Source organism: Bacillus paralicheniformis (genome assembly GCF_001042485.2).
Taxonomy (GTDB): domain Bacteria; phylum Bacillota; class Bacilli; order Bacillales; family Bacillaceae; genus Bacillus; species Bacillus paralicheniformis.
The window spans coordinates 1-22,095 of record NZ_LBMN02000002.1 but is presented as its reverse complement, the minus strand read 5'-3'; the positions used below and the strand labels follow the sequence as shown (position 1 = coordinate 22,095).

Sequence of the window (22,095 nt, the reverse complement as noted above, 5' to 3'; positions counted from 1 at the left end):
ACTGCATATCGACATCCCCCGACACCGGCATTATAATCCGCTTCAGTTTCGTAAAATCTGCCGCGCTCATTAAACCCGCTTTGTTATCCGTCGCAAGATCTACGATTACTTTGCCGTCAGTCCCGACTTGAATATTCGACAACTTAACGAAATCTCCCGAACTCATCAAACCGTCAGAATTCGCGGAAGCAAGTCCGTATTGTGGAATGCTTATTAGCGTCGGATCGTAACCCGGATCAAACTTCGTACCGCTCCCAATTTTGACGGACTCCTCTCGCAGCTTTCCCGTTCGTGAATCTACGATTTTGGATAACGTCTGCTGCGTCTTTTTAAAGGACGCGACTATACTCGGAGCCTTCTGAACAATGCTTCCGAATGTGAATTTCGGAGATTTTAACGGATCAGAATAATCCTCGACTTCTACGACGCGTATCTGCACGTCAATATCCAACGGATCTAAAATGCACCAGACGTAATCTCCCAGTTGTATATCTTGAATACCGAGCTCGGAAAGCTCGACATAAGTGAGCGAAATTGAGATGTCGATCTGATCGTGAAGTTCCTTCTTCATTTGCGCAATTAGCTGGTCTTTGTTCTTCTCCGTATACTTGTCATCGCGAACAGGCGCCGCATGGCGAATCCCGTAAATGCTTGCTAGTGGACTCGTATATTCCGCTGTAACCGCATAAGTTCCGGTTTTTTCGTCTTTTTTACCGAATCCTTTGATAAACGTTTTGAGCTGGCTTGTATCGATTTCTTTCGATGGGTTGGCAGCGTTAAGTCTGTGCCGTACCTGATGGTCGGTGTATCTCGCAATCTGCTTCGCAATATAAATAGTCTTGCCTGCGCAATCAAACTCGGCACCGAGCTCCGAGACGATCGTCTTCAAAAGATCAAGCGAAAAGTTGTCGCCAAAATTCGAAACTTTGATCGTAGACGGCAACCCGGTCTTATCAACTTCGTAATTGTAACCGGTCCCTTTCAGTGCGATATTTAGAGCCTCTTCGATCGTATAATCTTTTTCTTTCTCCTCGACTTCGTAAATATAAACGTCAGCAAGATCGATAAACATGCGATGAATGCCTTTCACTTTCACAGACCGAACGGAGGCGTTGATTGGACGGATGACGTACTCTTCACCTTCGTATATCAAATAATTCTCCGGCTGAACCAAAGGAAAGGAGTGAGCGTTTGTTTCGTGCCTAACGACCGTGACATCGATGTACTTTTCACTGTTTAGACCGCGCTTTCTTGTTACGCCATACTTAGTCAACGCTTCCTCTTGTCCGAGCCTGCTGCGTACGGATAATGCCTTCAAAAACTTCACCTCACGATACGTAGTAGAAACGGAAGTTAAAAGAGGTCTCGATACTGCCTGTTGTTCCGCTTAACTTGAACTGATTCCATCCTGGAGCAAGCGTGATCAAATTTCGATTTGTGTTTCCGAATATACTAGTATTATTTTTAGACGCCCTAACTCGATTAAGGACAATCGTGTCCCCTAACGCTGTTGTGCCAAAATACTGCCAAACATCCCCGGTTGTTTGATTCGTAATTTTAAGATTTGACGACTTGCCTTTATACGTAATAATTAACGGCACCTCAACCGGATCTATAGGAATATCCCCCGCATTATAGATTGAAAACGACGTAGTCTTGTGTGTATACGACGGGATGGTATCGGTGAGCCCTTCTCCCAAAAGCCACCTATTCGCGTCAAACGTGAACGGATCGAGTGTCGTGCCGAGCGATTCCGCAAATCCGTCCGCACAGTCAAATTGAATATTAAAGTCTCCCATTGTCCCGATGCGATCAACGTCAAAAGACGAGCTTACTTCCACCTTCCATCGCTTATAAGGCTCCGATTCTACAATGATGTAGAATTGCGTCTGCTTGTAAAGTGCCGCTACTATTTTGTTCCGCAGCAAGAAGAAATCGTCCGTGTCTTCGGCAAACAGGCGACATTCTGCTTTGATCGACCGTATTCCGAAGTCTTTTCCTGTTCTAATGCTGCCGTTTGTCCCTTCGATTTTTTCGTAATAGATGTTAGGAGACGGCGCATCCGGAACAAAGCTTCGAACTAACACAGAAAGGTCCCTCGCCATATCGACGGTGGACCCGTTATCATAAACGATCTTAAAATTGCTGTCTGTTATCGGGATTTTTTCCACGCAAGCACCTCCCGTCTATTAAATATTAAACGCGTTCAAGACGCCCACTTCCTCGGCCTGCTGACGGCTAACATACGGCTCCACCAAGCGCCCGACAACTTCGTCGTTCATCACGATCACTTGGCCGTCACTGTTGCGGATGGCCCTTTCGATAGACGTGAGAGCCGCCAATACTTCCGGCGAGGCTCCGACCTGGCTTCCGACTACCGCCGTATGTCCTGCGTCAATCATCCGCATCAAATTCGCCTGTTGCGCTTCCGTTAGAACCATTTCGTTCCGCAGTGCCCGGATGTCGACTTCGTGACTCATCGGAGCATTTTCGAACTTAGACGCAAGGCCACCGGTATGGAGCCTGTTGATCTGACCGCGGCCGACGATGCCGCCGACGTGATACGGAACTTCTTGTCCGCCTTTTCCGTGCGTCTTCTTGAATGTCTCCGCGCTCTCTTCGATTTCCGATCCGTCCATGCTATAGGTGACGTGGATCTTTTTATTGATCCTTCGCGCCAGCTTAGCGTTCATGTTTTCAGCTTCGTTTGTAATCTCCTGGACCTTCGACTTTGCCGCCTGAAGCTGCGCGATTTCTTTATCGATTGCTTTAACGGCATCACGATACTCCTTCGTCTTTTTGTCCGCAGCCGTTGTGTTGTTTTCGAGATTGGCTTTCGCGTCTTTGAGATTAGCGATTTCTTTCTTGAGAACGTTGACGCCTTCTCCTTTTTTCGCGTTCAAACCGACTTGTTGCAGCTCAATATCAATCAATTTCTGGTTAATATCCTTCAGTTTGCCGAGCTCTTTTTGTACTTCACCTAAGCTTTCTCGCTTTGTCTGTAGATTGTCGAGGTTTGCGACGAGTTGTTCCCGCAATTTATTGAGCGTCGCTTCTTCGGCGGCTAAATTAATTTCGGCTTGGTACTGCGCTTTTTCGTTACCTTCTGCTTTTGCTGAGTTAAGTTCGTCAGTTACGTCCTTTACTTTTTGCGTTTGATCAGCAATCTTCCCCTCTAATTCTGCTCGCTCTCCATCTAATTTTTTTATATCTGTTTTAAGATTCTGCTGTTTTTGAAGGTGTTCAGCTTCTTTGCTCTGAGCTGTAGCTTTTTGTTTTTCTAATTCAGTCCGAAGTTCTTCCGCCTTAGCCGCACTTAACTTTTTAACGGCCTCGGTGTTTTTTGCAAAAGCATTGCCCTGCTCGCTAATAGCCGCGTTTGTTTCTGGCGCCTTCTTTACGATGTCGTCATTCAGTTTCAGAAAACGGTCAAACTCCGCATTTGTAAGCCCGGACCGCTCCTTTAGATTCGCCTGCTCGTCTTTAAGACGTTTGATAACCTCTGGATCTGTCTCCGTTTTCAAACGGTCATTAAGGTCGAGATAATGGGCAAACTCATCCGCAGTCAGCTTCGTTTTTGATTGAAGCTTATCGAATTCTGATGCGACCTTATCAAGCGACTCGATCTCTTTCTGCTTTGTCTCCGCAGCCTCCAAACTAACGGTGTTCATTGCGTCATAACTATTTTTAATGCCGATGAGTAAGCCGCCGAGAAGAGAAAGAGCCGTAATCGTCAGCCCAACCGGCCCCAACGTTAAGCTTTTCAGCGCAACTCCAAGTTTGACAACCGTCGACGCTACGAGCGCAATCGCCGCCGCTGTCCCCGCCATTTCGAGTCCTGTCGTGATAATTCCCGGATTCAGCTTATTAAGGAAATCGAGTATTTTCGTTCCCTCGTCTACAATTTTTCGGAAAGTAGGCAAAAACTCGTTACCGATCTTGATGCCGAGGCCATCGAGCGCACTTCTGAATTTTTCGAAGGATCCGTTCAGGTTATCCATTTGCGTTTTAGCTACACGATCAGCCGTACCACCGGCTTCTTTTAACGTACTTGAATATTTACGCAGTTCCTTTTCGCCAACGCTGAGTAACGTAACAAATCCGGAAGCCGCTTCAGTTCCGACAAGCTGTGCGGCAGCTGCCGTTTTCTGTGACGACGTCATGCCGTCAAATCTTTCCGCGATATGTCCAATGAGTTCCGGCAACGGCTTCAGGTTGCCGTTCGTGTCTTGTATTTCGAGGTTATATTTTTTAATCGCTCGTGCGGACTGTCCGACTGGATTCGCCAAATGCAATAGCGTCGCCCGCAATGCGGTACCCGCCATCGATCCCTGAATACCCGCATCTGACATTTTCGCCACTGCTGTCGCCGTGTCTTCGATCGAATATCCAAGAGAGGTCGCAACAGGGGCAACGAATTTCATTGCGTCACCTAATTGGCCGAGGTCCGTATTCGCCGTCGTCATCGCTTTAACAAGCACGTCGACCGCGCGCCCAGACTCTTCCGCTTTGATTCCGAAGCCCGTCATAATGTTCGAAACGATATCGGCCGATCGTCCGAGGCTTTCGTTAGACGCAGACGCCAGGTTAAGGACGGCCGGTAATGATCCGATTTGGTCCTCTACGCTGAAGCCCGCCATTGCTAAAAATTGGAGTCCCTCCGCCGCCTCTACCGCTGTAAATTTCGTTTCAGCGCCCATCTTAGACGCGATATTTTTTAGCGCTTCGAATTCCTGACCGGTCGCGCCGCTGATCGCCTTAACGTTCGACATGGCCGCTTCGAAGTCTGCCGCAGTCTTGACGGATGCTCCGATACCGGCGACTACCGCACCGCCGACGGCCAGCGACGCCTTTTGTATCTGGCCCATATCTTTCGATAGATTTTTAGACGATTTCCCCATCTCCGACATGTCGCTCTTTGCTTGATCGGATTTTTTAGACCAATCGGCCATATCGAGAATCAAACGGGCACGTATTTCTCCGACTGTTGCTCCGGCCATCTAGTTACCTCCTTTCCGAAAAGCTGCTTGCATCATGCGTAATTGTTCGAATTTTTCTCTATCGAAGTGATTAGCGTTTTCGATTCCTGCTGTTCTCGTAAGCCCGTTCATTAGCGACTTGAAATCTTCGTCCTCACTTGATCGGTTATTCGTAGCGAGGGCGATACGGACTTCCTCAAGGCGTCTAATTGCGCTTTGCTTTGCTTTGGCGCGAATAAGCTTCGGAATATCAACCATGTAATAATCGTTTTCAATCTCGCGCTGAGTGACTCCGAGAATAATAGCCGCATCTATTAAGTAGTCTTCGATCGTATATGAGACGCCCTCTTCTTCGCCTACTTGCCGAGGTTCGGAAGAAGGCTTTTCACGTTTTTTGCCATCGAAGACAACCGGTTTTTCTTAACCGTTAAGGCGAGGTATTCGAACATCTCGTCTGCCCCAACGTTTTCTGAAATGTAATCCGCGTCAACATCGCTCAGTGCCGAGACAATTCCGACGATCTCATCGAGTCCTACTTCGAGCCCGGTGACTACATACGAGTAAAAGTCTTCCGGAGGCGCGCTTAGAACTTGAACGATAATTCCGGGCAGCTTATCGACGGCCCCGAATAATTGCTTCCACTTCTTCGGTGTGAGCTTCGGAATCTCGACCGGATAATCACCGAAATAAAGTTGCTCAGGATCTTTTTTGGTGAACAGTTTCATAAAACATCTCCTTTCTCTTAAATAAAAAAGACACCGCGGTTAAGCGATGTCTCTCGGTTATTCTGCTGCGGATTCGTCTCCCATAATGAACAAGTCTCCATCGTTATCCGTATCCGGATATGCGACAAAGGTCAGATTCGCAATCCGTTCGTTGTCTGAATCGTAAGTGTACTCCGGATCAGCTACTGCGCCTGCTAACGGAATTGTGATATAATCGTTCGGCGTTGTCGAAGGCGCAGTCGGCTTAATAACGAGTTTCTTTGCGGCTGCGAGCATGTCGAATCCCGCCTTACCGCTAACGACTAGCTTTTTCTTTGTCGAATCGGTACCATCGGTCACCAACCGACTGTTCGGAATGGCTACCGCAAGTCTATCGAGGTCATGTAGAGCGAAAGGGATCGTGACTTCTGCGGTCCTCCCCTTCATCGTAGACTTAACGATTGTGTCTCCGTATTGATCGACCGTGGTGTCTTGCTTTGATGTTTGAACCTTAAACTGAATTCCGCCCTTAGTGATGTCGTAGGTAACCATATCGGCGCCTTCGCCATACTCAACAATTGCTGGGCCGATCGGTACGTTAATACCTCTAATTCCTGCCGCCATGCAATTTCCCCCTTATATTCAAAATAAAAAGCCCCTGATTAGGGGCGTATCACGCAATCAAAATTCAAAGAGTATTGAGGACGATTGTTGTCGTCGTATCCAATAAACAACGGGACTGAAGTAGTATCGCGAATAATAACAACTGAATTCTCGCCGATCATTACCTCTTTCAAATTGGTGAGCGAATTAAAAAGCTCGTAAGCTTTATCTTCGCAATCCTGTTCGCCTGCTGCGCGTCCTCTTACAAGTATCTGAAAAGACGGCTGCTTTTTCCCGGTCCATTGCGATGTCGGAAAACCGCCGGTCAGTTTTACGGAAATACATTCGTCAGGTGCTTCGCGAGGGAATCTGTTCGGAAAGTAAACGCCAGGAACCCGCGATTTAATGAACGATATTAATTCGAGTATCTTCAACGTTTACCTCAACTCCTCTCTTACGGCCTCTGCGACGTTCCGTATATACTTTTCGGCCTCTCCTTTTAACGGTCGCTCAAGGTACTTGTTACCGACCGTATATCCGTCCGTTCCACCGGCTTGTGCGGATGTAGGTCCGAGATTGTAATCGGCTTCGTGCGTCCAAATTGCGTAGTTAAATCCGTTTTCTACTGCACGGAAGGATACTTCGCCAATCAACCGATCTCGCGATAGTTTTACCTTCTTCTGCATCCCTCTACGAAGTGTCGCCTTATCGATAGGTGCGATATTTTGGGCGATACGAGCGAGATCATCGGTATTGTCCTCCATCGCTCGGACTGCCGCCTGCTCTGCGCCGTGTTCAGTTCGGTTTAGTCGATTAAGGAAATCGCTTGCGTCGAAATCAAAACTCAAACGATCACCTCCGTCAGAATCGGCTTTCCGGATACGTGCCTTCTTACGTTGATCTCTTTCGGCTTTCTCGCAATTGTCTCCCCGAGTTCATTCGTAAATAAGATCGTATCTGAGTACCGAATATCCGCCAGTTTATCGACTAGAATTCTCGCAGTGGCGACGGACTCTTCGCTTTTAATGACGCCAGACGATCGCGATAAACTGATTCGAGAGCCCTCGTCGACACGGCACTTGACTGCGAACGGTTCGATTTTTATTGGATTGCCCCACGAATCGAACTCTCCGGAGCTGTCACGCTCCACCGTAATCGTCTGCCTCATAGGAACGATAGCCATCTACAACACCGTCCATTGAATACGACGTCCGCCGAGCTTCACACCGTTTTCTTCTCCGATCAGATCAAGCGTCTTTTTCGGAATTAACGATTCATCATCGACTTTCATCGTATCTTTAAAGTTAAACGACGCCACACCGGTCAAAGAGAACGACGCAATTCCTTGTTTGTTCAGACGGTTCGTGTCGTTATAGGCAATTGCCAGCACGTTCGCGAATTCGTATACTGCGTCAGCCGGTATTTTATAGTCGGGAAATTTACGGACGAGAACGTCATCAGCAACGTTTAAGATCCGTTGCTTCCTTTCGTGATCAGAATCGTTCCAATCTTCGTTATCTACCGTAAAACTGTTGATATATTCGTCAGCACCCTCGACGCTTACTGTCATATCGCCACCTCCTGTTATTTTGCGGAGGATTTACGCGTTTGTTTCTTCGCTGCCGGCTTTGGTACGGCTTCCTCCGTTGGTTTGTCGATTCTAGTTACGTCTACCAGTTCGGACAGGACTTTGATTTCGTCCACATCATCTGTTTTAAATACGCCATTTTTGAACGACTTAAATGCGTCGCCCACGTAAAACCCAAGTTCGGGATATTTCGATTTGAATTCCGCCATTATTCCACAACACCTCTGTCAAAATAAATAAGCCCGCGATTTGCGGGCCGTTGATTACGCTAATCCTTTGATTCGTGCGTGTGCTTTTTCTTGTAGGAATTGAAGTGTATATTCACCGACGACTTGCCCTTCGTAGTAATCGCCTTTCTTGCCAAGGTATTCGTGGAAGAATCCTCGATCTGCAAGAGGTCTGATTTCAGTACGGTTTGCGTCGAAGATAAACAACTCATCTGCATTTAGGTTGTTGTTCAAAAGAATTTCCGCTTGGCCGAAGTCAGAAACGAAGTGATCAACGACCTGTCCGCGGCCATTGTCTGCGCGAGTCAGGCGGATTTGAGATTTATCGAAGTTTGAGATCGCACGTTTTTGTTTTGCGCCAACCATAATCTTAAACGCACCGCCCGTTGTAAACCCGCCTTTTTCGTAGATTTTCTGCATAGCATCGTTAACTTTTTCGTCAGTTAGTGCGGAATTTTGTGCATCGATTACATTAGTTTTGATAAATTGGCGCATACCTTCCATCTGACGAACGATCCCGTCTGGTGATTCGTACTTGATACCGCTAATTGCGGCTTTTTCAAGCTGTAACGCCAGTTCAAGCTGTTTCTTCTGCTTCTCGTACTCGTACAGGTTGTCGATGCCGTAGTTACTTACTGATGCCGCGGTACCAGTAATTGAAATTGTTTCGTCGAAGATTTGTGTGATGTTAGATACGCGTTTTCTTGGCTTGTACTTAGCGTCGCGTGCGTCAGCACCTTCTCGACCTTCAACGAATTGTACTTGGATAACCGCACCGTCTTCGATAGCTTCCGCAGTTGTTCCGGCATATCCCCGTACAACAGTCAATTTAGTTCCATTAACCGCTACAACTTTAAGTAGTTCGTCGCCGATCTTAACAACTTGATCAGAACGGAAAGGTTCTGCGTCTGCTACTTCTACCTCAGTGTCCGCGTTAGTTTTTGCTCCGACGACTCTGGACTCATCTGCAATCATTTCGTCCTCGAACCATTGGTGCTCGACTTGAGTAACCGGATCGCTAAATCCTAATAGATTCAACAAAGGCGTTTGGTGTTCATTTAAAAGTAAAATCTCATCTACAACGGATTCCTTCTTACCTACTAATTCACCTGATAAAATTTTTGACATTCGATTTCCCCCTCAATTTTCGCATTAAAAAGCGCCCGTTAAGGCGCTGTTTACTTCGATAATTCTCTTTTCAATTTTGCGTAGGCCACTTTGTCTTCAGGCCGGCCGCTATGCTTCGCTCTTTCTGCGGCTTCTTTCAATAGTTGTTCCGCTGTCTTTTCGGAAGCTCCTGCGGCGTCTCCGTTCGAGCTCTGCCCGATAGGCTTTGGCGCCTTCTTCTTGACCAAGAACGGTTTATTGTCAACGAGCGTTTTGACAACGTCCTCCACTCCGACAACCTTTCCGTCTTCAACCTTTACCGCGGACAGGTCGGCCAACGCAATGGCGTCGTCAATGTAGGCGATATCATTGCTCGTAGCAACCTTAATAAATTCATTGCGGATTTTCTCGCGTTCACGGGCTTTCTTCTCTTCTTCGAGTTGCTGAGCGAGAGTTTTCTCGGCCTCTTCCTTCGCTTTCAAGTCTTTTTGGAGGCGCTCAAGCTCCGTCATTTCGCTACGCTTACGTTCCTCTTCGGCAGTTTTCTTTGCATTGTAGTCTTCGACGAGTGTTTTGAGTGAATCAACTCCGTCGATGCCTAGCTCTTCAAAGGTAGACTTAAAGGCTTTTAAATCGTCGTTAACCTGCTTGAATCTGTCGTAAGGAATTGTTTTTACTTCGTCTTTTGGCGGTTCTGGTGTATCGGTGTTTTTCGGCTCCGCAGCCGGTGGTTCCGCCTGGTCTTTAGTTTCTTCCGCAAAATGCTGTAAATCTAACGACAATAAAGATTTTGATAGTTCCATAACCTTGTTTCCTCCTATTACGTTTTTAACGTCCAACGCGACGAATTTATCGGATAGTTTAATGTCATAACCGAATTTGGACAAAATAAAAGACGCCGTATTCGACGTCCACTGTTATTCCGCCATTATTTTTGCAGCGCGAAGAGCAGAAAGCAGCGCATTAAAATCCGCGACTAAGCCTGCGATATCCTCTGCGGTACTATCCGCTTGTGCAGCCGCCTGTTTCGCAGTCAGCTTCGAATTGAGCGTTGTTTGCAAGTTGGTAATTTGCGAAATTGGATGCGTATGTGACGAAGGTGGGAAATTTTCCGGCTTGTTCTGAATTTCCGACCAATCAACAGCTTTATCACCGCCTCCGATACTCGCATAAACGAATTTACCTTCAGCGTTCTTCGTAACAGGAACGATTGGTACGGCCTTCAATCCGTCGACGTCTTCGTCAACAACTTCGGCAGATCCAGCCGGATCAGTTTCGACGGGATAACTCATTTCGTTATCAAGCGCAGTACCTTCCTCCGGATCTGACCTGTATGAGAAACTACCCTCCGCAGTCTTCTGAACGAACACGACCGGGATCGCCTTTGTACCGTCAAGTGATTCGTCAACAACTTTGCTAATGCCGCGTGAATCATTCGAGATACCAACGCGCATTTTATTATTTACGTTCAAAATAAAGCCCCCTCTGGATTTCTGATCGGTGAATACACGTGTTTACAATTCGGATGAAAAATCTCGCCCGACGCCTTCAACTGATCGTACGTCGGATAATTACCGGGCGCGTCTTCCGTCAATTTCATGATCCTTCCTTCGTAGAAACGACATGCGTCCTTCGCTCCGTGTGAAGATATCTTCGCATAATACACGTTCCTTCTAAGCGCCTCATTCGTCGTTGCTTCCCGATAGGTCTCCATCATTTTTGTACGCGTCGCCATGTCCGCATAAACTTCCGGCCGCCACCGTCTGCCAGCTCCGTCGATTATTCCGGTTTTCACTGACTGCTGAAGTGTATTTCGAATGTCGGACGCAATAGTACGTCGTCCATTTGTACCTCGTGTCATGTGATAACGCATAGAATCGGAGACAGCTTTCCGGACAGCCGCTTTCGTCTTCCGGTCGATATTCTGCGTGACCGCTAATAGGTCGGCCTGGGTATCGGCAACCGCAGCCGCAACCATTTCTTTGTTCAAGCGTGAAAAGGAAGCGATCTGTGACGCTTTGTCAATCGTTTCGGCAACTCCAAGAGAGACGATCGTGTTTATTACGCCGTCTCTAGCCGCTTTAGGTATGTTCTTTTCGACCCAAGCTTTCGACTTATCGTCTAGCTCCGAAAGGATTTCCGAAATAGAGGCCAGTGTCGCATTGGCGTTTGCCCGGCGAAAATTGTCGATATCAACTCGGTCCAATTCGATCAAAATGTCTTGAACGGCGTCCTTGTAATACGTTGCGAGTTGATCGGTTTGATAGCTATACTTCGGCTCCGGAACTCGCATTACTCGTCATCCTCTTCGACGACCTCTTCTTTTACTTCAGTCTCGTTAAATACCGATCCATCAACAAAGCCACTGACGCTTTTTTCATCTTCTTCAATTCTTCGTATAGTCTCTTCGGCTTTATCGTCATCTACTTCGTCAAGCTCTTTAATAGCAGATCGAACGTCAAGCGTAGGTTTGCCACCGGTTCTAATACTCGCAATCTCTGCCGCTTCTTTCTCGTTACGCGGAATCCCGTCGTTCCAGATCGCTTTTGGATATACCGGATCAGATACGGATAAGTCTCCGAATTCTTTTTCGAAGAGCATACACGTCCATAGCGCGTCCCGAATCGCCTTATCATAGTGCGCCCGGATCCGTTTCACTTTCGAAAGGATTGGCATAAATCTCGCTCTAATTGCTACTCCGTCCGTATGGGACGTCCCGGTGCCGCCCGAATTGTCTCCGGACACCGTCGTTCCGAAAAGCCATTGCGGCGTCTCTGCCATCTGAAAGACGTTACTGAAAAGGACATCTAATTCTTTAAAAGCCGCATCTAGTTGCGCTTGCCACACCATATATCCCGGAGTCGGATCGTCTTTGTTAACAGGAATGTACTTTCCGCCAAACTGTACCGCTCCATTGGTCGTTTCCAGGTCTGGACCATATGCAGTAGGATCGCTGTGCTTCCAAAGAATATAATCGATCTGAACAAGGCGGTCATTGATCGCAGCTAGCACAGTTTCTAGCTTTTCGATGAGCCCAATTCCGAAGTACGAATCATCCACTGACTTATACGGAACGTGGAAAACCGGTATGTGCGGCAGATTCGTTACTTCTACGTCTTCCTCTCGACCTGTCGGAACTTGTTCTCCGATGGTAAACAATTGGACCGGCGTCCCCGTCGAAGTATCAACGCCGTTACCATGTAAGCGATGTCGCGAATACATAATATAACCCGGTATGTGACGCTCAACATTCAGAAATGGGATCTCTGTTTTCTCGGTTTCAACCCACTCGACTTGTGCAATATTGATCGCCTTCGTCTGCTTAACATTGCCGGCGGACGTCTCCGGAAAAACCCAGCTTGCGTTAACATGCTCAATAATCGGCTCCATCTCGACACCTTCTGGCGCATCTCCCTCGATGAGTCCCATCTTTTTAAGCTCCGAATAATCCTGGCGGTAGCCATAGCGAACTTTAAACCACGCGTCGCCGCGATAACCATTCGCCGTAGCACTTTCGTGAATCAATTGATTAACGTCATTCTCCTCAACGTACCTGTTTAGCGCCCTCTGCTCTTCGCTGTCGTCGGCTTTTCCGCTCTCAAAACGGACCGGCTCTCCGACAAGTAGATCCGCAGGCTTGGTAACGAGGATATCCGCCAGGTTGATCGCGATATAGAGTTTTTCGAGCTGCGACGAGAATGGCGAATCTTTTAAAATAGCCGTTGCCCTTTCGTATACGTCTCGCTGCTTTCCGTCGAACCATTTTTTAGCCCGTTTATATTTCGCGAGTCTTTCGATTGAATCTTGCGGTGGAAATTGAGCACCCTTACGGATAATTCCGTAGGTTTTTACATATGTGAATTCGTCTGCATCGTCGTGTTTACGGTTAAATAAATTCATAGCTACTCGTTCCCATCGTTAAGCAATTCGTCAATATCTTCGATTTCTTTCGCGATATCTTCGTTGCTGGCCATCCCGCTTTCGTTTTCTGTTGCCGTTACCTGACGATCAGTAAGCAAGCCGAAACGTCTGAAGAACAAGTCGATCGCTTTAACAGACGGTTGTTTGCTTCGAATGAGTGAAATAAGTTGCGCATACACTTCGGATCGGTGTCCGGACAGCATATCGTCCGCGAGTAGATTCATATATTCGATGAATGCTTTATTCTGCGTCCGCCATCGGTAAACCGTAACGCGGTCGGCTCCGATTTCCTTGGCGAGCTCCTCCTGCGTCTTCCTTGCTTCGGCCATCAACTCGTTTTCCACGAGCAAAAGCGCGGCCTTTCGTTGTTGTAACGTTAATTTTGCCTCTAATTCTTTCAATCGTGACATTATTTCGCCTCCCCTTTAAATCCAATTCGGTTTTGCTACAAGCCTAGTTTTAGGTCGGAAAACTCCTTCGATAGCTTGCTGTAACGCATCAAGTGAATCCACATAATCCCCGAATGGGTATTGCGCCATCTGATCGAGGAGCATCGTGTGACGGTCGTTAAGAATAAGCGTTTTATTGTGAAGCATCGGCTCCAATGACTGAATGCGCTCGTCTTTCGATGACCTGTGCGACTTAACATCGTTGACGCGGCACGTATAAAGCCCCTCTTTTCTAACCGCTTCTTGCAATTGCCGGTAAAACTCGTGCTGAGCGTTGATCGTTTCAACGTTAAATATCCGGTGACGGTACTGCTTGATCTTTTTAACGATGATGTCAATATAAACGTGTGCTGGCTCTTTCGACGCATACTCGTCAAGTACGAAAATATAGCCGGTCGGCTCATGTTTCCCCAGCGTAATAACCGAGTTGTAGCAAGACCGCGCATTCTTTCCTTGTGCAATATCCCAGGCGCCGCTTATCGTGAGGTCCCTGATCGGTATTTTCAGTTCGTTATAGACGACATAAGCAACGCCGTTCTCATGGTAGTAATGGTAGTAAGCGTAGTTTTCCGGGAAGAAAAACTGCTCATCTTCACTGAAAGCAAGGTTTCGAAACTCCGAATTGTAGGCTCGCGTCCCCATGCCCACCTTTTCGTGCATGAGCTCTCTATAAGTCCAGCGCCAAGGCCACGCAAGTTCAATGCCCTCCTCCAATGCCTCTTTATTCTGCTCGTAAAACTCATCGACTTTTTCCATCGATTCTGAGCGCGCATAGATTTCGCAGTATTTTTCCCATAGCTGCGGATTTGTCGGTTCACTAATGACGGCACCATGAAAGCTCGATTTAAAGTCCTTCCGCTTTAGAACGTGGTTCAAGAGCCCTGTCGCCGATACCATCGTTCCGACCAGTATGATCGCAGTCGCTTTAGAACCGATCGGTACGACAACAGAGTTGAACCAGTGAACGAGCTTTTCTCGAGCTTCCTTCGTGCCTTCGTTGTTACTTGACGAAGGATCGTCAATGATAACGAGATCGGGACGGACAGCGCCGTGTCTTTTACCGCGAAGTTGCTTACCGGAAGAAGATGATTCAATCAGGATGTTCGTTGTTGTAATGAACGCTTCTTCGTTATCTTTTTCGTTACGACTTGCGGATTCATACATCATAGGTCCGAAGTCTTCGCGCAGTTTCTGATTGTATTTCATTTGTTTGTTGACCCACCCGATAAGCTTTTTTGATAGCGAGTCGGTTTCGGAAATGATCAGGATATATTTGCGCTTTCGAAAGGCCGCTTGGTGTAATGGAAGGGCGTTCGAAAACATTCCGGACTTTGAATGTCCCCGCGCCGCTGCAATCGCAAGTCTAGCGTTCCTTTTTTCGTTATTCACGTAGTTACAAAGATCAAAAAACTCTTCGTGAATCTTTGCGATATCTTCGATTCCATCATGCGGTGTTCCGTCGTCTGCGTTCTGAACGATATTGTCCTCGTTATCCGGGTTTAGGCCGTCGCTTAGATACTCGTAAGTAAAGTACGCTACATCGAGTTCGGCCTTATGGACCCGCTTCAGCTTCGTCAATTCCGCTTTATCTTTCCGGAAGGTGTCGATGTGGTATTCCGTAGCTTTCCCGGCCTTAATGAGCGCCACCAATTTACGGACACGCTCGGTCAATAAATCGATCCGTTCCTGTCTTTCTTCGCGGTCAAGCCATTTTCCGTCAACGTATGCCAAACTGGTGGCCTCCTTTCGTTTAAATTTCGTGTTGACTTTCGTTATCTTTTTCGTTAATATGAATGTAACAAAAACATTTATAAGTTACGTAGAGGTGAATCGACATGGCAAACGAAGTTTTTCCGATAAAGTCAAAACGAGATTATAACAAGTTCATAAAAGCGCTCAAGCCGGGGCGCGATCAGTGGCTGGCGCAATTAGGCACGGCATTCGGCCTCCGCATCAGCGACTTGCGGCTTCTTAAAATCGGACAGCTTCGCGGCCAGAAGTCGATTACCCTATGGGAGAAGAAACGGAAGAAAAAGCGTGTGATCACGTTCAGCTCATCCGTTCTCAAAATCGTTTCCCAACTCGAAGGTGATGACGATGATTACGTATTTGCCAGCCGTAAAGGTGGAGAGCCGATCAGCCGCGTCCAGGCATACCGCATTCTAAGTGACGCAGCCAAACGAGCCGGCATTTACGATAAGATCGGCGGCATCGGAACGCATACGCTACGCAAGACGTTTGGATACCGGCTTTACCAGTCCGGCGTGCCGCTTTCGCGAATCATGGTGATTCTTAACCATTCGAGCGAGCGCGATACGGCTAAGTACATCGGGATTACTGCGGAAGAGATTTCGGAAGCTTACGAAAGCATCGAGGTTTAAGACTTCGATGCTTTTTTGAATACTTCTCGCAATACTCTAGCGGTTTCCCAGGCGTCATCTAACGTTTTCTCACCGAGTCGTTCCTCTAGATCCTGAAACTCCGCAAGCGCCTTAGTCGCCGCCCTTGCTTCGCGTTGAACCGCCTTGAGTCCTGTTATCGCGTCGGATACATCCAAGTCGATTTTAATTTTACCGATTGATTCGCGCTTCGATTCCGCCATTCACATCGTCTCCTTTTTCGTTTATTTGATTTCAGGCATCAATTCGTATCTGATCGCGTCGATGACTTCTGCAATCTCGTCACGCACAAAATGTCCGGAAGTCTGCAGCGCGATCAAACGATCTAAATACGCAAGTAATTCCTCTGTTCTCGTCATCTTCATCGTCTCCTTTTTCGTTTATTGCTGCGCTAAAAAACGCAAGCACAAAAAGAGCGACCCATATTCGGATCACCCTCGTTCTGATTGCGTTATGTAATTATAAGTTTTTAATAAGTTCTGATATGGCGGAAGAGGGATCTTTAGCAACTGGCGGGAAAAGATTTCTAACAACTATAGTTGCAACCGCCACTATCTGAGTGTACATCCCAGTAAAAAATAAATTACATGTCCACTCTGGAGGCCTGAAATTAGGCAAGAATCCCATTAGAATAAGAATTACGTTCCCCAAAACCATTTCAATACCTAATGCCAATAAAATAAAAGTGGCTATCCTCTTCCGCATATTCCTTTCGTTTAATTCGTTCTCTTTCCAAGTCCCTATGACTTGTCTTAGTTTAAAGCTGTTATCTCTGAGTTGCGTCAGTCTTTCTATGACATCTGTCTGTTCAGGTGTTACTCCATCCTCCACAGAAAGCTCATCTTCGGTGTCAGCTAGTATACTTGATACTTTTATTCGGCCCGAAAAGTAGCTACTCTCTAAACTGCCTGACATCCGCTACACACTCACTCCTAAATTATTTAATCTATACTTCATGGCAGTCCTAGAAACTCCAAAATAGTGACTAAGAAATTCCACATCACCTGACATTCCCCAAATCTTTAAAACAAGTTCTCTAGGCATTAACAAATTGGCTGCAAAGTCGTTAGCTTCCGTTTCTTCTTTATTTTTTTGACCATTTCTAAAAAATACTGATTGCTCATCGATAAAGTCAGTTTGGGATTCAGCATGCAAAAAATAATGTCCAAGTTCATGGGCTATAGTGAATCTTTTCCTTACGGGCGCGTCATCATGTTTAACGTAGATTGTCGCAACTCTTGAATCATCGCCAGGATGAACCTGCAGCGCTCCGGAGATCATGTCGGTTGTAAATTCCGCATTTATGACCTTGATTCCGAGTTTCTCAGCAATCGCAATCGGGTTAATGGGTTCGTCCTGTGATGTGTAGGCCTGTAAAACCTCTTGTGCTTTTTCTTCCCCAATAGTTCTCATGTCTAACATAGTATTCACCCCTTTTTGGAGTTTAAACAGCTCGATGATCTCGGCCACTTTAACCACCTCTCAGTATATCTATTCCCGTTTTTCGGAGTAGATAACCTGAGTGTAAGAATATTTTAGCAAAATATGCATAACATGTGCATCAAAAATGATTAATTTTATTGAAGAAAAAACAAGTTTATTTTTGGTGCATTTACTTAACACCGCTAAAGTGCATTTTTTGTGATCTAAAGTAGGAGCAAGTCTTGTCGTATACGAGCAATTCTCGTTTGATCTACGGGCATACCCAACATTTTCGATAATCGCTTCATGTCTTGGTAGTTATCCGCGATCGTCTGCCTTATTAGTTCCCTTCATAGTTGCCTACGAGACACCATTACGTCCCTCCCTTCGAATTTACACGAAATTAGCGCTTCTAACCGTCACCCTACCGAATACCCTCGGAGAATACTAAAACGTCTAATTTCGTGTGATTTGTGCGTGAAAATCGTTATGCCCTTCGGTACTCCTCTTTAAGCGCGCTAACCTTCGCTGTTATCTGCCGCTGAACCTCGTCCGCTTCTTTCACGGAATCATCCGTTTGACGTAGCCGCTTGACCTTGCGAATTAATTTACGCGTTTCACGGTCCGTTATGATTACCGTATAGTGCTTCGAACAGTGCGGGCATTCGAAATACGTCTCCTCTACTCCGGAATTATTCAGGGGACGTTCCTTCGGCTGAACATCGAAATCTTTTAGACATTCGTCGCATTGTACCGCCATGATTCCGCCTCCTTTGCGTTAATTTATTCGCGATCATCCTCCGTTTTAGTTAAGTCTGATCATCGGGAATATCACCGATTCTGATTGGCGTTGTTTCGACGTTCAACTTTTCGATAACCTCTACGCAAGCATTACGCAGTTCAAGTGTCACTCCGCCTTTAGTTTCGAATTTCATTACGTCGTCTCCTCCGATTAAGTTACGCCCCGAGTTCGAAAAATTGTGCGCAAGTTCTGAACAGCAGTCGTCCGGGGTTGTTCGGGGTGGCCTGGGGGGAGGGCCGCCGCAAAAAATTCCGCTGAATAAAACATTCATCGTTTTGCATATCGAATGTAACACAAACACTTTTTGTTACATTGAACAATCGAATGAAACGTTGATATGACTGTGTCTATCGTATGTTATCCTTCGCAATCAATCGAACTATCTTTATGCATTCGATAAACAGCGTCAGATCAACGATGGTTCAGGTGCGTGGTGCGGGCCGGTATGTATAAGATACTGCATATCGTCAGTATGTCGGTGGTGCTGGTCGGCTGACCCCGTGAGTTTCGGAAGGGCTTATCCTCCGGCACAGTCTCGCTGATGTTCGGGTAACAAGACGTTGTCCCTCTCGCCTGCTCCTCACCGTTTACCTTCCTATATGTATAGCGATGCCCCTGCCGTATGCAACAGGCGGTGCGTATATGCGGTACCACCCGCTCTATCCCAACGGCACCCTATCGTATCTAACCGGCACGCTCTCCGTATAAGTACAACGGTATGAAACGTATGTTACACGTCCTTCTATTACGTAAGACAGCATAACGGTATGAAAGTTGATGTATTTCGTGATAATAACGCTATCCTTTCGTATGTTTTAAATACTAGCGTCCACTCCGTCGCTTACGCTCCTCCGTGTCCGCGGATATTATTAAGACCTTTATCGCGATACAATTATTTATACAATATACATGATTGCGTTTCTGCGGGACGGAGTAAAACGTAGTTCCCGCTAGTCTTCGAATTCAGAAGACTAAGAAGTAATTCCGGACTCAAAATCGCTGTATCCCTTGCGGCCGTAAGCACGAACCCTATTTTCGGTTGTGCGAATAAAGTCGTGTTTTTGGCCGATTTGTGCGAATAAAGTCGTGTTCATTATCAATTACGTTATTCTAATTGAGAATAAGACGATAATCATCCGACCTCTCACCGTCACATCAACCGTATTATTATTCATATAAATGTATAAATATACGAAGAAAAAGACGCCAATCATTCGTCAGCGTCTTCGATCTTCACCTCGAATAGCTCCTCGACACCCACGCCGAGTGTTCGCGCAAGGGCAAATACGTGCCAATCGAGATGCCTTTCGTTCTTATCGAACCGGCTAATGCTGCCTTGCGGAACTCCTGACGCTTCAGACAACGGAATCTGCTTCCACCCTTTCGCGTTCATTACCTCCGACAGTCGCGGTCTTACCGTTATTTTCATCCGTACTCACCTCGTTTTGATAATTCAATTATACGATAACGAATAAATTTTCGCAAATCCAATTGACATGCGTTATGCGATATCGTATAATAAAGTAACGAAAGGAGGTGAACGTAATTGATTGACACCGTAATGAAGCTTTCGGCAATCACCGCATCTTGGCTCGGAATTATCAAGCTCGGACTTGAACTCCGGAAGATGCGAAAGGAATCCGAAAGTAAAGAGCGACGGCCTCCGACCAAGAAGCACCGTCGCCGACAATAAACACCGAGGGGCTATATGCCCCTTGTCAATCAATTATAACACGAATGAAACGAATTGATACCACAGAAATTTTGTTAGTCGTCGTCTTGCTCGCTTGGATTGCGGATATGAACTTCGGCCGGCTGTCCGTTCTGGACTACGTCGGACTCGGCTCAGCCGTCGTTTTTATCGCGCTTCTATTCTTTAGATCGAGGAGGAATCGGTCACACCGCCGCTGAAGCCGCAGCAGGCCGATCAACTTCTCGATCTATATCAACGCCCTGACGCCGGCAAAGCGTATCAGATCGGCTTCAATCTCGGCTATCTAATCGCAAACAAATACGGAGGTAATGACGATGAATAAAACGAAACTCTTAACGGCCATCCTCGGCCTATCACTCGCAGGAAACGCGGCTCTCGGCTTTTACGCCGCAAAGCTGAACGAAGATGTCGATGTGGCCTATCGCGTGGCTGACGACATGGCTGCGGAAGCCAAAGACGCCCAGGAAATTGTCGAAGGAAAAGATTACGCTGTTTCAGCGGATGACGGCGGCTTTAGTTTCGATCCGGCAGCCACAGACGCAAAGCCAGGCGATCGGATCAGCGTTACTTTTACGAAGGATCAATACGAAAATGGCAGCGGATTTAAGGCGATTAAGGTTATCGAATAACACACGAAATCAGGCGTTAAGCGGCCGCCGATACCTAATATACCCGCAGCAGATTCCGGCGGCTCCTACGCTTTAATTTCGTGGAAAAAACGTTGTCTATGTCGTTGATTCAACCGAGCTAATGTCGTATCCTATTAGTCGGAGGTTGAGGACGAATGGATTACGAAACAAAGGGATACGACACGACGAAAATATACGACTACAAAGAGTATCCAGACGTTCATCACGGACGCTGCGATAACTGCGATTATACGCTGTTTAAAAGTTCGGTTAAGGACGGGATATTTCTTCGCGAGTGCCGTAGATGCGGAATGAAAAAGAGCATATAAAACGAGAAAGGCCCGGCTCGATTTGAGCGGGCTATTTTTCTTCTGCGTTTACAACAGAAATTCCTATTTTCTTGTTTGTTGGATCGTAAATACCTGAAAACTCTTTTTCTTTATCGTTATTTATGTAGCCGGATACTTCTACACCGCCCGTTGGATCGATGTTATAGTCTTTAGAAAAATGAACTTCCGACACATTTTTATAGTCTTTTTTCAAATAACTTCTCATTTCCTCTTTTGCTTCTTCTACTAATTTTTGTTCGGCTTTATGATTATCGTATTGATGCTTCACGAAAAAACCCCCAACTGCTATAATCATAACCAATAGGATAATAATGTATTTTCTCAAACAGATCATCCTTTCTTTCTTTATTTTACATTATATGAAAGGTGAAGTATACGTTGACAAAACAAAAAAATGTAAGAAAACCAAATGTTTCTGATGAAGAGTATTTTAATTTGAGCAGGGCTTCATACCACTATAAGACCCTGAAATTACACATAAAATATAAAAAACCATATAAAATCAATAAAACCTCTTATTGGTACATCGAACAAGTTAAACAGGATACAGATACCGGTTTAGATGCATTCGTTTTCTCTCAAGCCGAAAATAAGAATGGCAAATGGGTTAAATCAAACAACCCGAAAAACGTCGTCGTAGCCTTCGCAGGCACTGATCTCTCAAAAGATCTCGAAGCAGACGGCGCGAAAGCGGACGCTGAAAATGTCGCCATCGGATTGGACCCTAAAAAAGAGACAGAATACATTGTCGAAAAAGGTGCGAAAGATACGTCAAAAACGCTTGGGGTATATACTCGATCAATGGAGCAACTCCAGATGATGGAGTCTGGAAACTATAAAGTGATTACAAAGACGACGCAAATCGACCAAGCCGATCAATTGGTTAGAGAAGTCAAACAAAAGTATCAAGGGACATCGACGATTGTTTCAACGACTGGACACTCGCTTGGAGGCGCGGAGGCAGAATACAGCGCAGTCAGCAATAATGTCTATGCAGTAGCATTCAACAGTCCGTCTATCGTTAAGCTTCATACAGAAGAAAAACAGAAGCAAATCAATAACGGGGAATATAACACTTATGTAAAATCGATCATCAATCCGGACGATATGGTTGGTTCTGGCTGGTGGGACGAATTTGATCGGCACAACGGGACTACGATCTACACAAAAGATCCTTCTATCGCAACGGCTAATCGCGAGA

The 22,095-nt window shown here is 46.3% G+C and carries 30 protein-coding genes; 5 read left to right on the top strand and 25 right to left on the bottom strand.

Annotated elements, in window-relative coordinates; translation table 11 throughout:
* From ACH97_RS02390 to ACH97_RS02305, 17 genes are all read right to left on the bottom strand, one after another.
* Positions 1-1,318: phage tail protein (locus ACH97_RS02390; protein ID WP_057957806.1), on the bottom strand; the 1,318-nt coding region annotated here is incomplete at its 3' end.
* A gap of 10 nt (positions 1,319-1,328) precedes the next feature.
* Entirely contained in the window at positions 1,329-2,171 is an 843-nt protein-coding gene (locus ACH97_RS02385; protein ID WP_048350743.1) for a phage tail family protein, read from the bottom strand.
* A gap of 18 nt (positions 2,172-2,189) precedes the next feature.
* A complete protein-coding gene (locus ACH97_RS02380; protein WP_081043971.1) occupies positions 2,190-5,000 on the bottom strand; it encodes a phage tail tape measure protein in 2,811 nt (936 codons plus the stop codon).
* A 335-nt stretch (positions 5,001-5,335) separates the two neighbouring features.
* Positions 5,336-5,704 (bottom strand): hypothetical protein, encoded by a 369-nt coding sequence (locus tag ACH97_RS02370; RefSeq protein WP_048350741.1) that lies wholly within the window; start codon positions 5,702-5,704, stop codon positions 5,336-5,338.
* A gap of 57 nt (positions 5,705-5,761) precedes the next feature.
* The gene (locus ACH97_RS02365) at positions 5,762-6,307 is read right to left on the bottom strand and encodes a hypothetical protein (RefSeq protein ID WP_048350740.1); all 546 of its coding nucleotides are present in this window, start codon (positions 6,305-6,307) and stop codon (positions 5,762-5,764) included.
* Between the two features lie 38 nt (positions 6,308-6,345).
* Entirely contained in the window at positions 6,346-6,720 is a 375-nt protein-coding gene (locus tag ACH97_RS02360) for a minor capsid protein (RefSeq protein WP_048350739.1), read from the bottom strand.
* A 3-nt stretch (positions 6,721-6,723) separates the two neighbouring features.
* On the bottom strand, positions 6,724-7,134 hold the full coding sequence (locus ACH97_RS02355; RefSeq protein ID WP_003181172.1) for a hypothetical protein: 411 nt from the start codon (positions 7,132-7,134) through the stop codon (positions 6,724-6,726).
* Entirely contained in the window at positions 7,131-7,469 is a 339-nt protein-coding gene (locus ACH97_RS02350) for a hypothetical protein (protein ID WP_048350738.1), read from the bottom strand. The genes ACH97_RS02355 and ACH97_RS02350 overlap by 4 nt, the downstream gene beginning before the upstream one ends.
* The gene (locus tag ACH97_RS02345) at positions 7,470-7,856 is read right to left on the bottom strand and encodes a hypothetical protein (RefSeq protein WP_048350737.1); all 387 of its coding nucleotides are present in this window, start codon (positions 7,854-7,856) and stop codon (positions 7,470-7,472) included.
* Between the two features lie 14 nt (positions 7,857-7,870).
* On the bottom strand, positions 7,871-8,083 hold the full coding sequence (locus tag ACH97_RS02340; RefSeq protein WP_048350736.1) for a hypothetical protein: 213 nt from the start codon (positions 8,081-8,083) through the stop codon (positions 7,871-7,873).
* 54 nt (positions 8,084-8,137) lie between these two features.
* Positions 8,138-9,229 (bottom strand): SU10 major capsid protein, encoded by a 1,092-nt coding sequence (locus tag ACH97_RS02335; protein ID WP_048350735.1) that lies wholly within the window; start codon positions 9,227-9,229, stop codon positions 8,138-8,140.
* A 50-nt stretch (positions 9,230-9,279) separates the two neighbouring features.
* Positions 9,280-10,011 (bottom strand): phage scaffolding protein, encoded by a 732-nt coding sequence (locus ACH97_RS02330; RefSeq protein WP_053073139.1) that lies wholly within the window; start codon positions 10,009-10,011, stop codon positions 9,280-9,282.
* A gap of 114 nt (positions 10,012-10,125) precedes the next feature.
* Positions 10,126-10,680, bottom strand: coding sequence for a head fiber protein (locus ACH97_RS02325; RefSeq protein ID WP_053073138.1), 555 nt, complete (start codon positions 10,678-10,680; stop codon positions 10,126-10,128).
* Positions 10,677-11,501 carry a phage minor capsid protein gene (locus ACH97_RS02320; protein WP_048350734.1) on the bottom strand — a complete coding sequence of 275 codons (825 nt, stop codon included), beginning with the start codon at positions 11,499-11,501 and terminating at the stop codon, positions 10,677-10,679. Before ACH97_RS02320 ends, ACH97_RS02325 begins: the two co-directional genes overlap by 4 nt.
* Positions 11,501-13,108: a phage portal protein gene (locus tag ACH97_RS02315; protein WP_048350733.1), complete on the bottom strand. Its 1,608-nt coding sequence runs from the start codon at positions 13,106-13,108 to the stop codon at positions 11,501-11,503. The genes ACH97_RS02320 and ACH97_RS02315 overlap by 1 nt, the downstream gene beginning before the upstream one ends.
* A gap of 2 nt (positions 13,109-13,110) precedes the next feature.
* Positions 13,111-13,539, bottom strand: a complete 429-nt coding sequence (locus ACH97_RS02310) for a phBC6A51 family helix-turn-helix protein (RefSeq protein WP_048350732.1) — start codon at positions 13,537-13,539, stop codon at positions 13,111-13,113.
* A 15-nt stretch (positions 13,540-13,554) separates the two neighbouring features.
* A complete protein-coding gene (locus ACH97_RS02305) occupies positions 13,555-15,309 on the bottom strand; it encodes a hypothetical protein (protein WP_057957805.1) in 1,755 nt (584 codons plus the stop codon).
* Positions 15,310-15,413: 104 nt separating this feature from the next.
* On the opposite strand from ACH97_RS02305, the gene ACH97_RS02300 reads away from it, so the two are divergent.
* The gene (locus ACH97_RS02300; RefSeq protein ID WP_048350001.1) at positions 15,414-15,959 is read left to right on the top strand and encodes a tyrosine-type recombinase/integrase; all 546 of its coding nucleotides are present in this window, start codon (positions 15,414-15,416) and stop codon (positions 15,957-15,959) included.
* On the opposite strand, the gene ACH97_RS02295 is transcribed toward ACH97_RS02300, so the two are convergent.
* The 7 genes from ACH97_RS02295 to ACH97_RS02275 all read right to left on the bottom strand — a co-directional run bounded on the left by ACH97_RS02295 (position 15,956) and on the right by ACH97_RS02275 (position 19,630).
* A complete protein-coding gene (locus ACH97_RS02295; RefSeq protein ID WP_048350002.1) occupies positions 15,956-16,180 on the bottom strand; it encodes a hypothetical protein in 225 nt (74 codons plus the stop codon). The two genes, ACH97_RS02300 and ACH97_RS02295, sit on opposite strands and share 4 nt — an antisense overlap.
* 21 nt (positions 16,181-16,201) lie before the next feature.
* Positions 16,202-16,336 (bottom strand): hypothetical protein, encoded by a 135-nt coding sequence (locus ACH97_RS24190; protein ID WP_261381855.1) that lies wholly within the window; start codon positions 16,334-16,336, stop codon positions 16,202-16,204.
* 100 nt (positions 16,337-16,436) lie between these two features.
* Positions 16,437-16,892 carry a hypothetical protein gene (locus ACH97_RS02290; RefSeq protein WP_048350003.1) on the bottom strand — a complete coding sequence of 152 codons (456 nt, stop codon included), beginning with the start codon at positions 16,890-16,892 and terminating at the stop codon, positions 16,437-16,439.
* A gap of 3 nt (positions 16,893-16,895) precedes the next feature.
* The gene (locus tag ACH97_RS02285; RefSeq protein WP_053073115.1) at positions 16,896-17,447 is read right to left on the bottom strand and encodes an ImmA/IrrE family metallo-endopeptidase; all 552 of its coding nucleotides are present in this window, start codon (positions 17,445-17,447) and stop codon (positions 16,896-16,898) included.
* A gap of 439 nt (positions 17,448-17,886) precedes the next feature.
* Complete coding sequence (locus tag ACH97_RS02280; RefSeq protein WP_048350004.1) at positions 17,887-18,159, bottom strand: hypothetical protein; 273 nt, start codon at positions 18,157-18,159, stop codon at positions 17,887-17,889.
* A 49-nt stretch (positions 18,160-18,208) separates the two neighbouring features.
* Positions 18,209-18,334: a hypothetical protein gene (locus ACH97_RS24185; protein WP_277619868.1), complete on the bottom strand. Its 126-nt coding sequence runs from the start codon at positions 18,332-18,334 to the stop codon at positions 18,209-18,211.
* Positions 18,335-19,411: 1,077 nt separating this feature from the next.
* A complete protein-coding gene (locus ACH97_RS02275) occupies positions 19,412-19,630 on the bottom strand; it encodes a helix-turn-helix domain-containing protein (RefSeq protein ID WP_025811943.1) in 219 nt (72 codons plus the stop codon).
* Between the two features lie 308 nt (positions 19,631-19,938).
* Here ACH97_RS02275 and ACH97_RS23685 point away from each other — a divergent pair, with 308 nt between their 5' ends.
* The 3 genes from ACH97_RS23685 (at position 19,939) to ACH97_RS23325 (ending at position 20,873) form a co-directional block, all read left to right on the top strand.
* A complete protein-coding gene (locus tag ACH97_RS23685) occupies positions 19,939-20,112 on the top strand; it encodes a hypothetical protein (protein ID WP_173636663.1) in 174 nt (57 codons plus the stop codon).
* A 117-nt stretch (positions 20,113-20,229) separates the two neighbouring features.
* Positions 20,230-20,544 (top strand): hypothetical protein, encoded by a 315-nt coding sequence (locus ACH97_RS02270; RefSeq protein WP_048350005.1) that lies wholly within the window; start codon positions 20,230-20,232, stop codon positions 20,542-20,544.
* A 155-nt stretch (positions 20,545-20,699) separates the two neighbouring features.
* Positions 20,700-20,873: a DUF8096 family protein gene (locus tag ACH97_RS23325; RefSeq protein ID WP_155519887.1), complete on the top strand. Its 174-nt coding sequence runs from the start codon at positions 20,700-20,702 to the stop codon at positions 20,871-20,873.
* A gap of 31 nt (positions 20,874-20,904) precedes the next feature.
* On the opposite strand, the gene ACH97_RS02265 is transcribed toward ACH97_RS23325, so the two are convergent.
* Positions 20,905-21,162: a DUF1433 domain-containing protein gene (locus ACH97_RS02265; RefSeq protein ID WP_048350006.1), complete on the bottom strand. Its 258-nt coding sequence runs from the start codon at positions 21,160-21,162 to the stop codon at positions 20,905-20,907.
* Positions 21,163-21,272: 110 nt separating this feature from the next.
* On the opposite strand from ACH97_RS02265, the gene ACH97_RS02260 reads away from it, so the two are divergent.
* The coding region (locus ACH97_RS02260) for a lipase family protein (protein WP_162264440.1) at positions 21,273-22,095 on the top strand (823 nt) is incomplete at its 3' end.

Bases quoted from the DNA above. Each gene is read 5' to 3' on its own strand.
- ACH97_RS02380 (WP_081043971.1), bottom strand. From the start codon at position 5,000: ATGGCCGGAGCAACAGTCGGAGAAATACGTGCCCGTTTGATTCTCGAT.
- ACH97_RS02370 (WP_048350741.1), bottom strand. From the start codon at position 5,704: ATGAAACTGTTCACCAAAAAAGATCCTGAGCAACTTTATTTCGGTGAT.
- ACH97_RS02365 (WP_048350740.1), bottom strand. From the start codon at position 6,307: ATGGCGGCAGGAATTAGAGGTATTAACGTACCGATCGGCCCAGCAATT.
- ACH97_RS02350 (WP_048350738.1), bottom strand. From the start codon at position 7,469: ATGGCTATCGTTCCTATGAGGCAGACGATTACGGTGGAGCGTGACAGC.
- ACH97_RS02345 (WP_048350737.1), bottom strand. From the start codon at position 7,856: ATGACAGTAAGCGTCGAGGGTGCTGACGAATATATCAACAGTTTTACG.
- ACH97_RS02340 (WP_048350736.1), bottom strand. From the start codon at position 8,083: ATGGCGGAATTCAAATCGAAATATCCCGAACTTGGGTTTTACGTGGGC.
- ACH97_RS02335 (WP_048350735.1), bottom strand. From the start codon at position 9,229: ATGTCAAAAATTTTATCAGGTGAATTAGTAGGTAAGAAGGAATCCGTT.
- ACH97_RS02330 (WP_053073139.1), bottom strand. From the start codon at position 10,011: ATGGAACTATCAAAATCTTTATTGTCGTTAGATTTACAGCATTTTGCG.
- ACH97_RS02320 (WP_048350734.1), bottom strand. From the start codon at position 11,501: ATGCGAGTTCCGGAGCCGAAGTATAGCTATCAAACCGATCAACTCGCA.
- ACH97_RS02315 (WP_048350733.1), bottom strand. From the start codon at position 13,108: ATGAATTTATTTAACCGTAAACACGACGATGCAGACGAATTCACATAT.
- ACH97_RS02310 (WP_048350732.1), bottom strand. From the start codon at position 13,539: ATGTCACGATTGAAAGAATTAGAGGCAAAATTAACGTTACAACAACGA.
- ACH97_RS02300 (WP_048350001.1), top strand. From the start codon at position 15,414: ATGGCAAACGAAGTTTTTCCGATAAAGTCAAAACGAGATTATAACAAG.
- ACH97_RS02295 (WP_048350002.1), bottom strand. From the start codon at position 16,180: ATGGCGGAATCGAAGCGCGAATCAATCGGTAAAATTAAAATCGACTTG.
- ACH97_RS24190 (WP_261381855.1), bottom strand. From the start codon at position 16,336: ATGACGAGAACAGAGGAATTACTTGCGTATTTAGATCGTTTGATCGCG.
- ACH97_RS02290 (WP_048350003.1), bottom strand. From the start codon at position 16,892: ATGTCAGGCAGTTTAGAGAGTAGCTACTTTTCGGGCCGAATAAAAGTA.
- ACH97_RS02280 (WP_048350004.1), bottom strand. From the start codon at position 18,159: ATGGCGGTACAATGCGACGAATGTCTAAAAGATTTCGATGTTCAGCCG.
- ACH97_RS24185 (WP_277619868.1), bottom strand. From the start codon at position 18,334: ATGAAATTCGAAACTAAAGGCGGAGTGACACTTGAACTGCGTAATGCT.
- ACH97_RS02275 (WP_025811943.1), bottom strand. From the start codon at position 19,630: ATGAAAATAACGGTAAGACCGCGACTGTCGGAGGTAATGAACGCGAAA.
- ACH97_RS23685 (WP_173636663.1), top strand. From the start codon at position 19,939: ATGAAACGAATTGATACCACAGAAATTTTGTTAGTCGTCGTCTTGCTC.
- ACH97_RS02270 (WP_048350005.1), top strand. From the start codon at position 20,230: ATGAATAAAACGAAACTCTTAACGGCCATCCTCGGCCTATCACTCGCA.
- ACH97_RS23325 (WP_155519887.1), top strand. From the start codon at position 20,700: ATGGATTACGAAACAAAGGGATACGACACGACGAAAATATACGACTAC.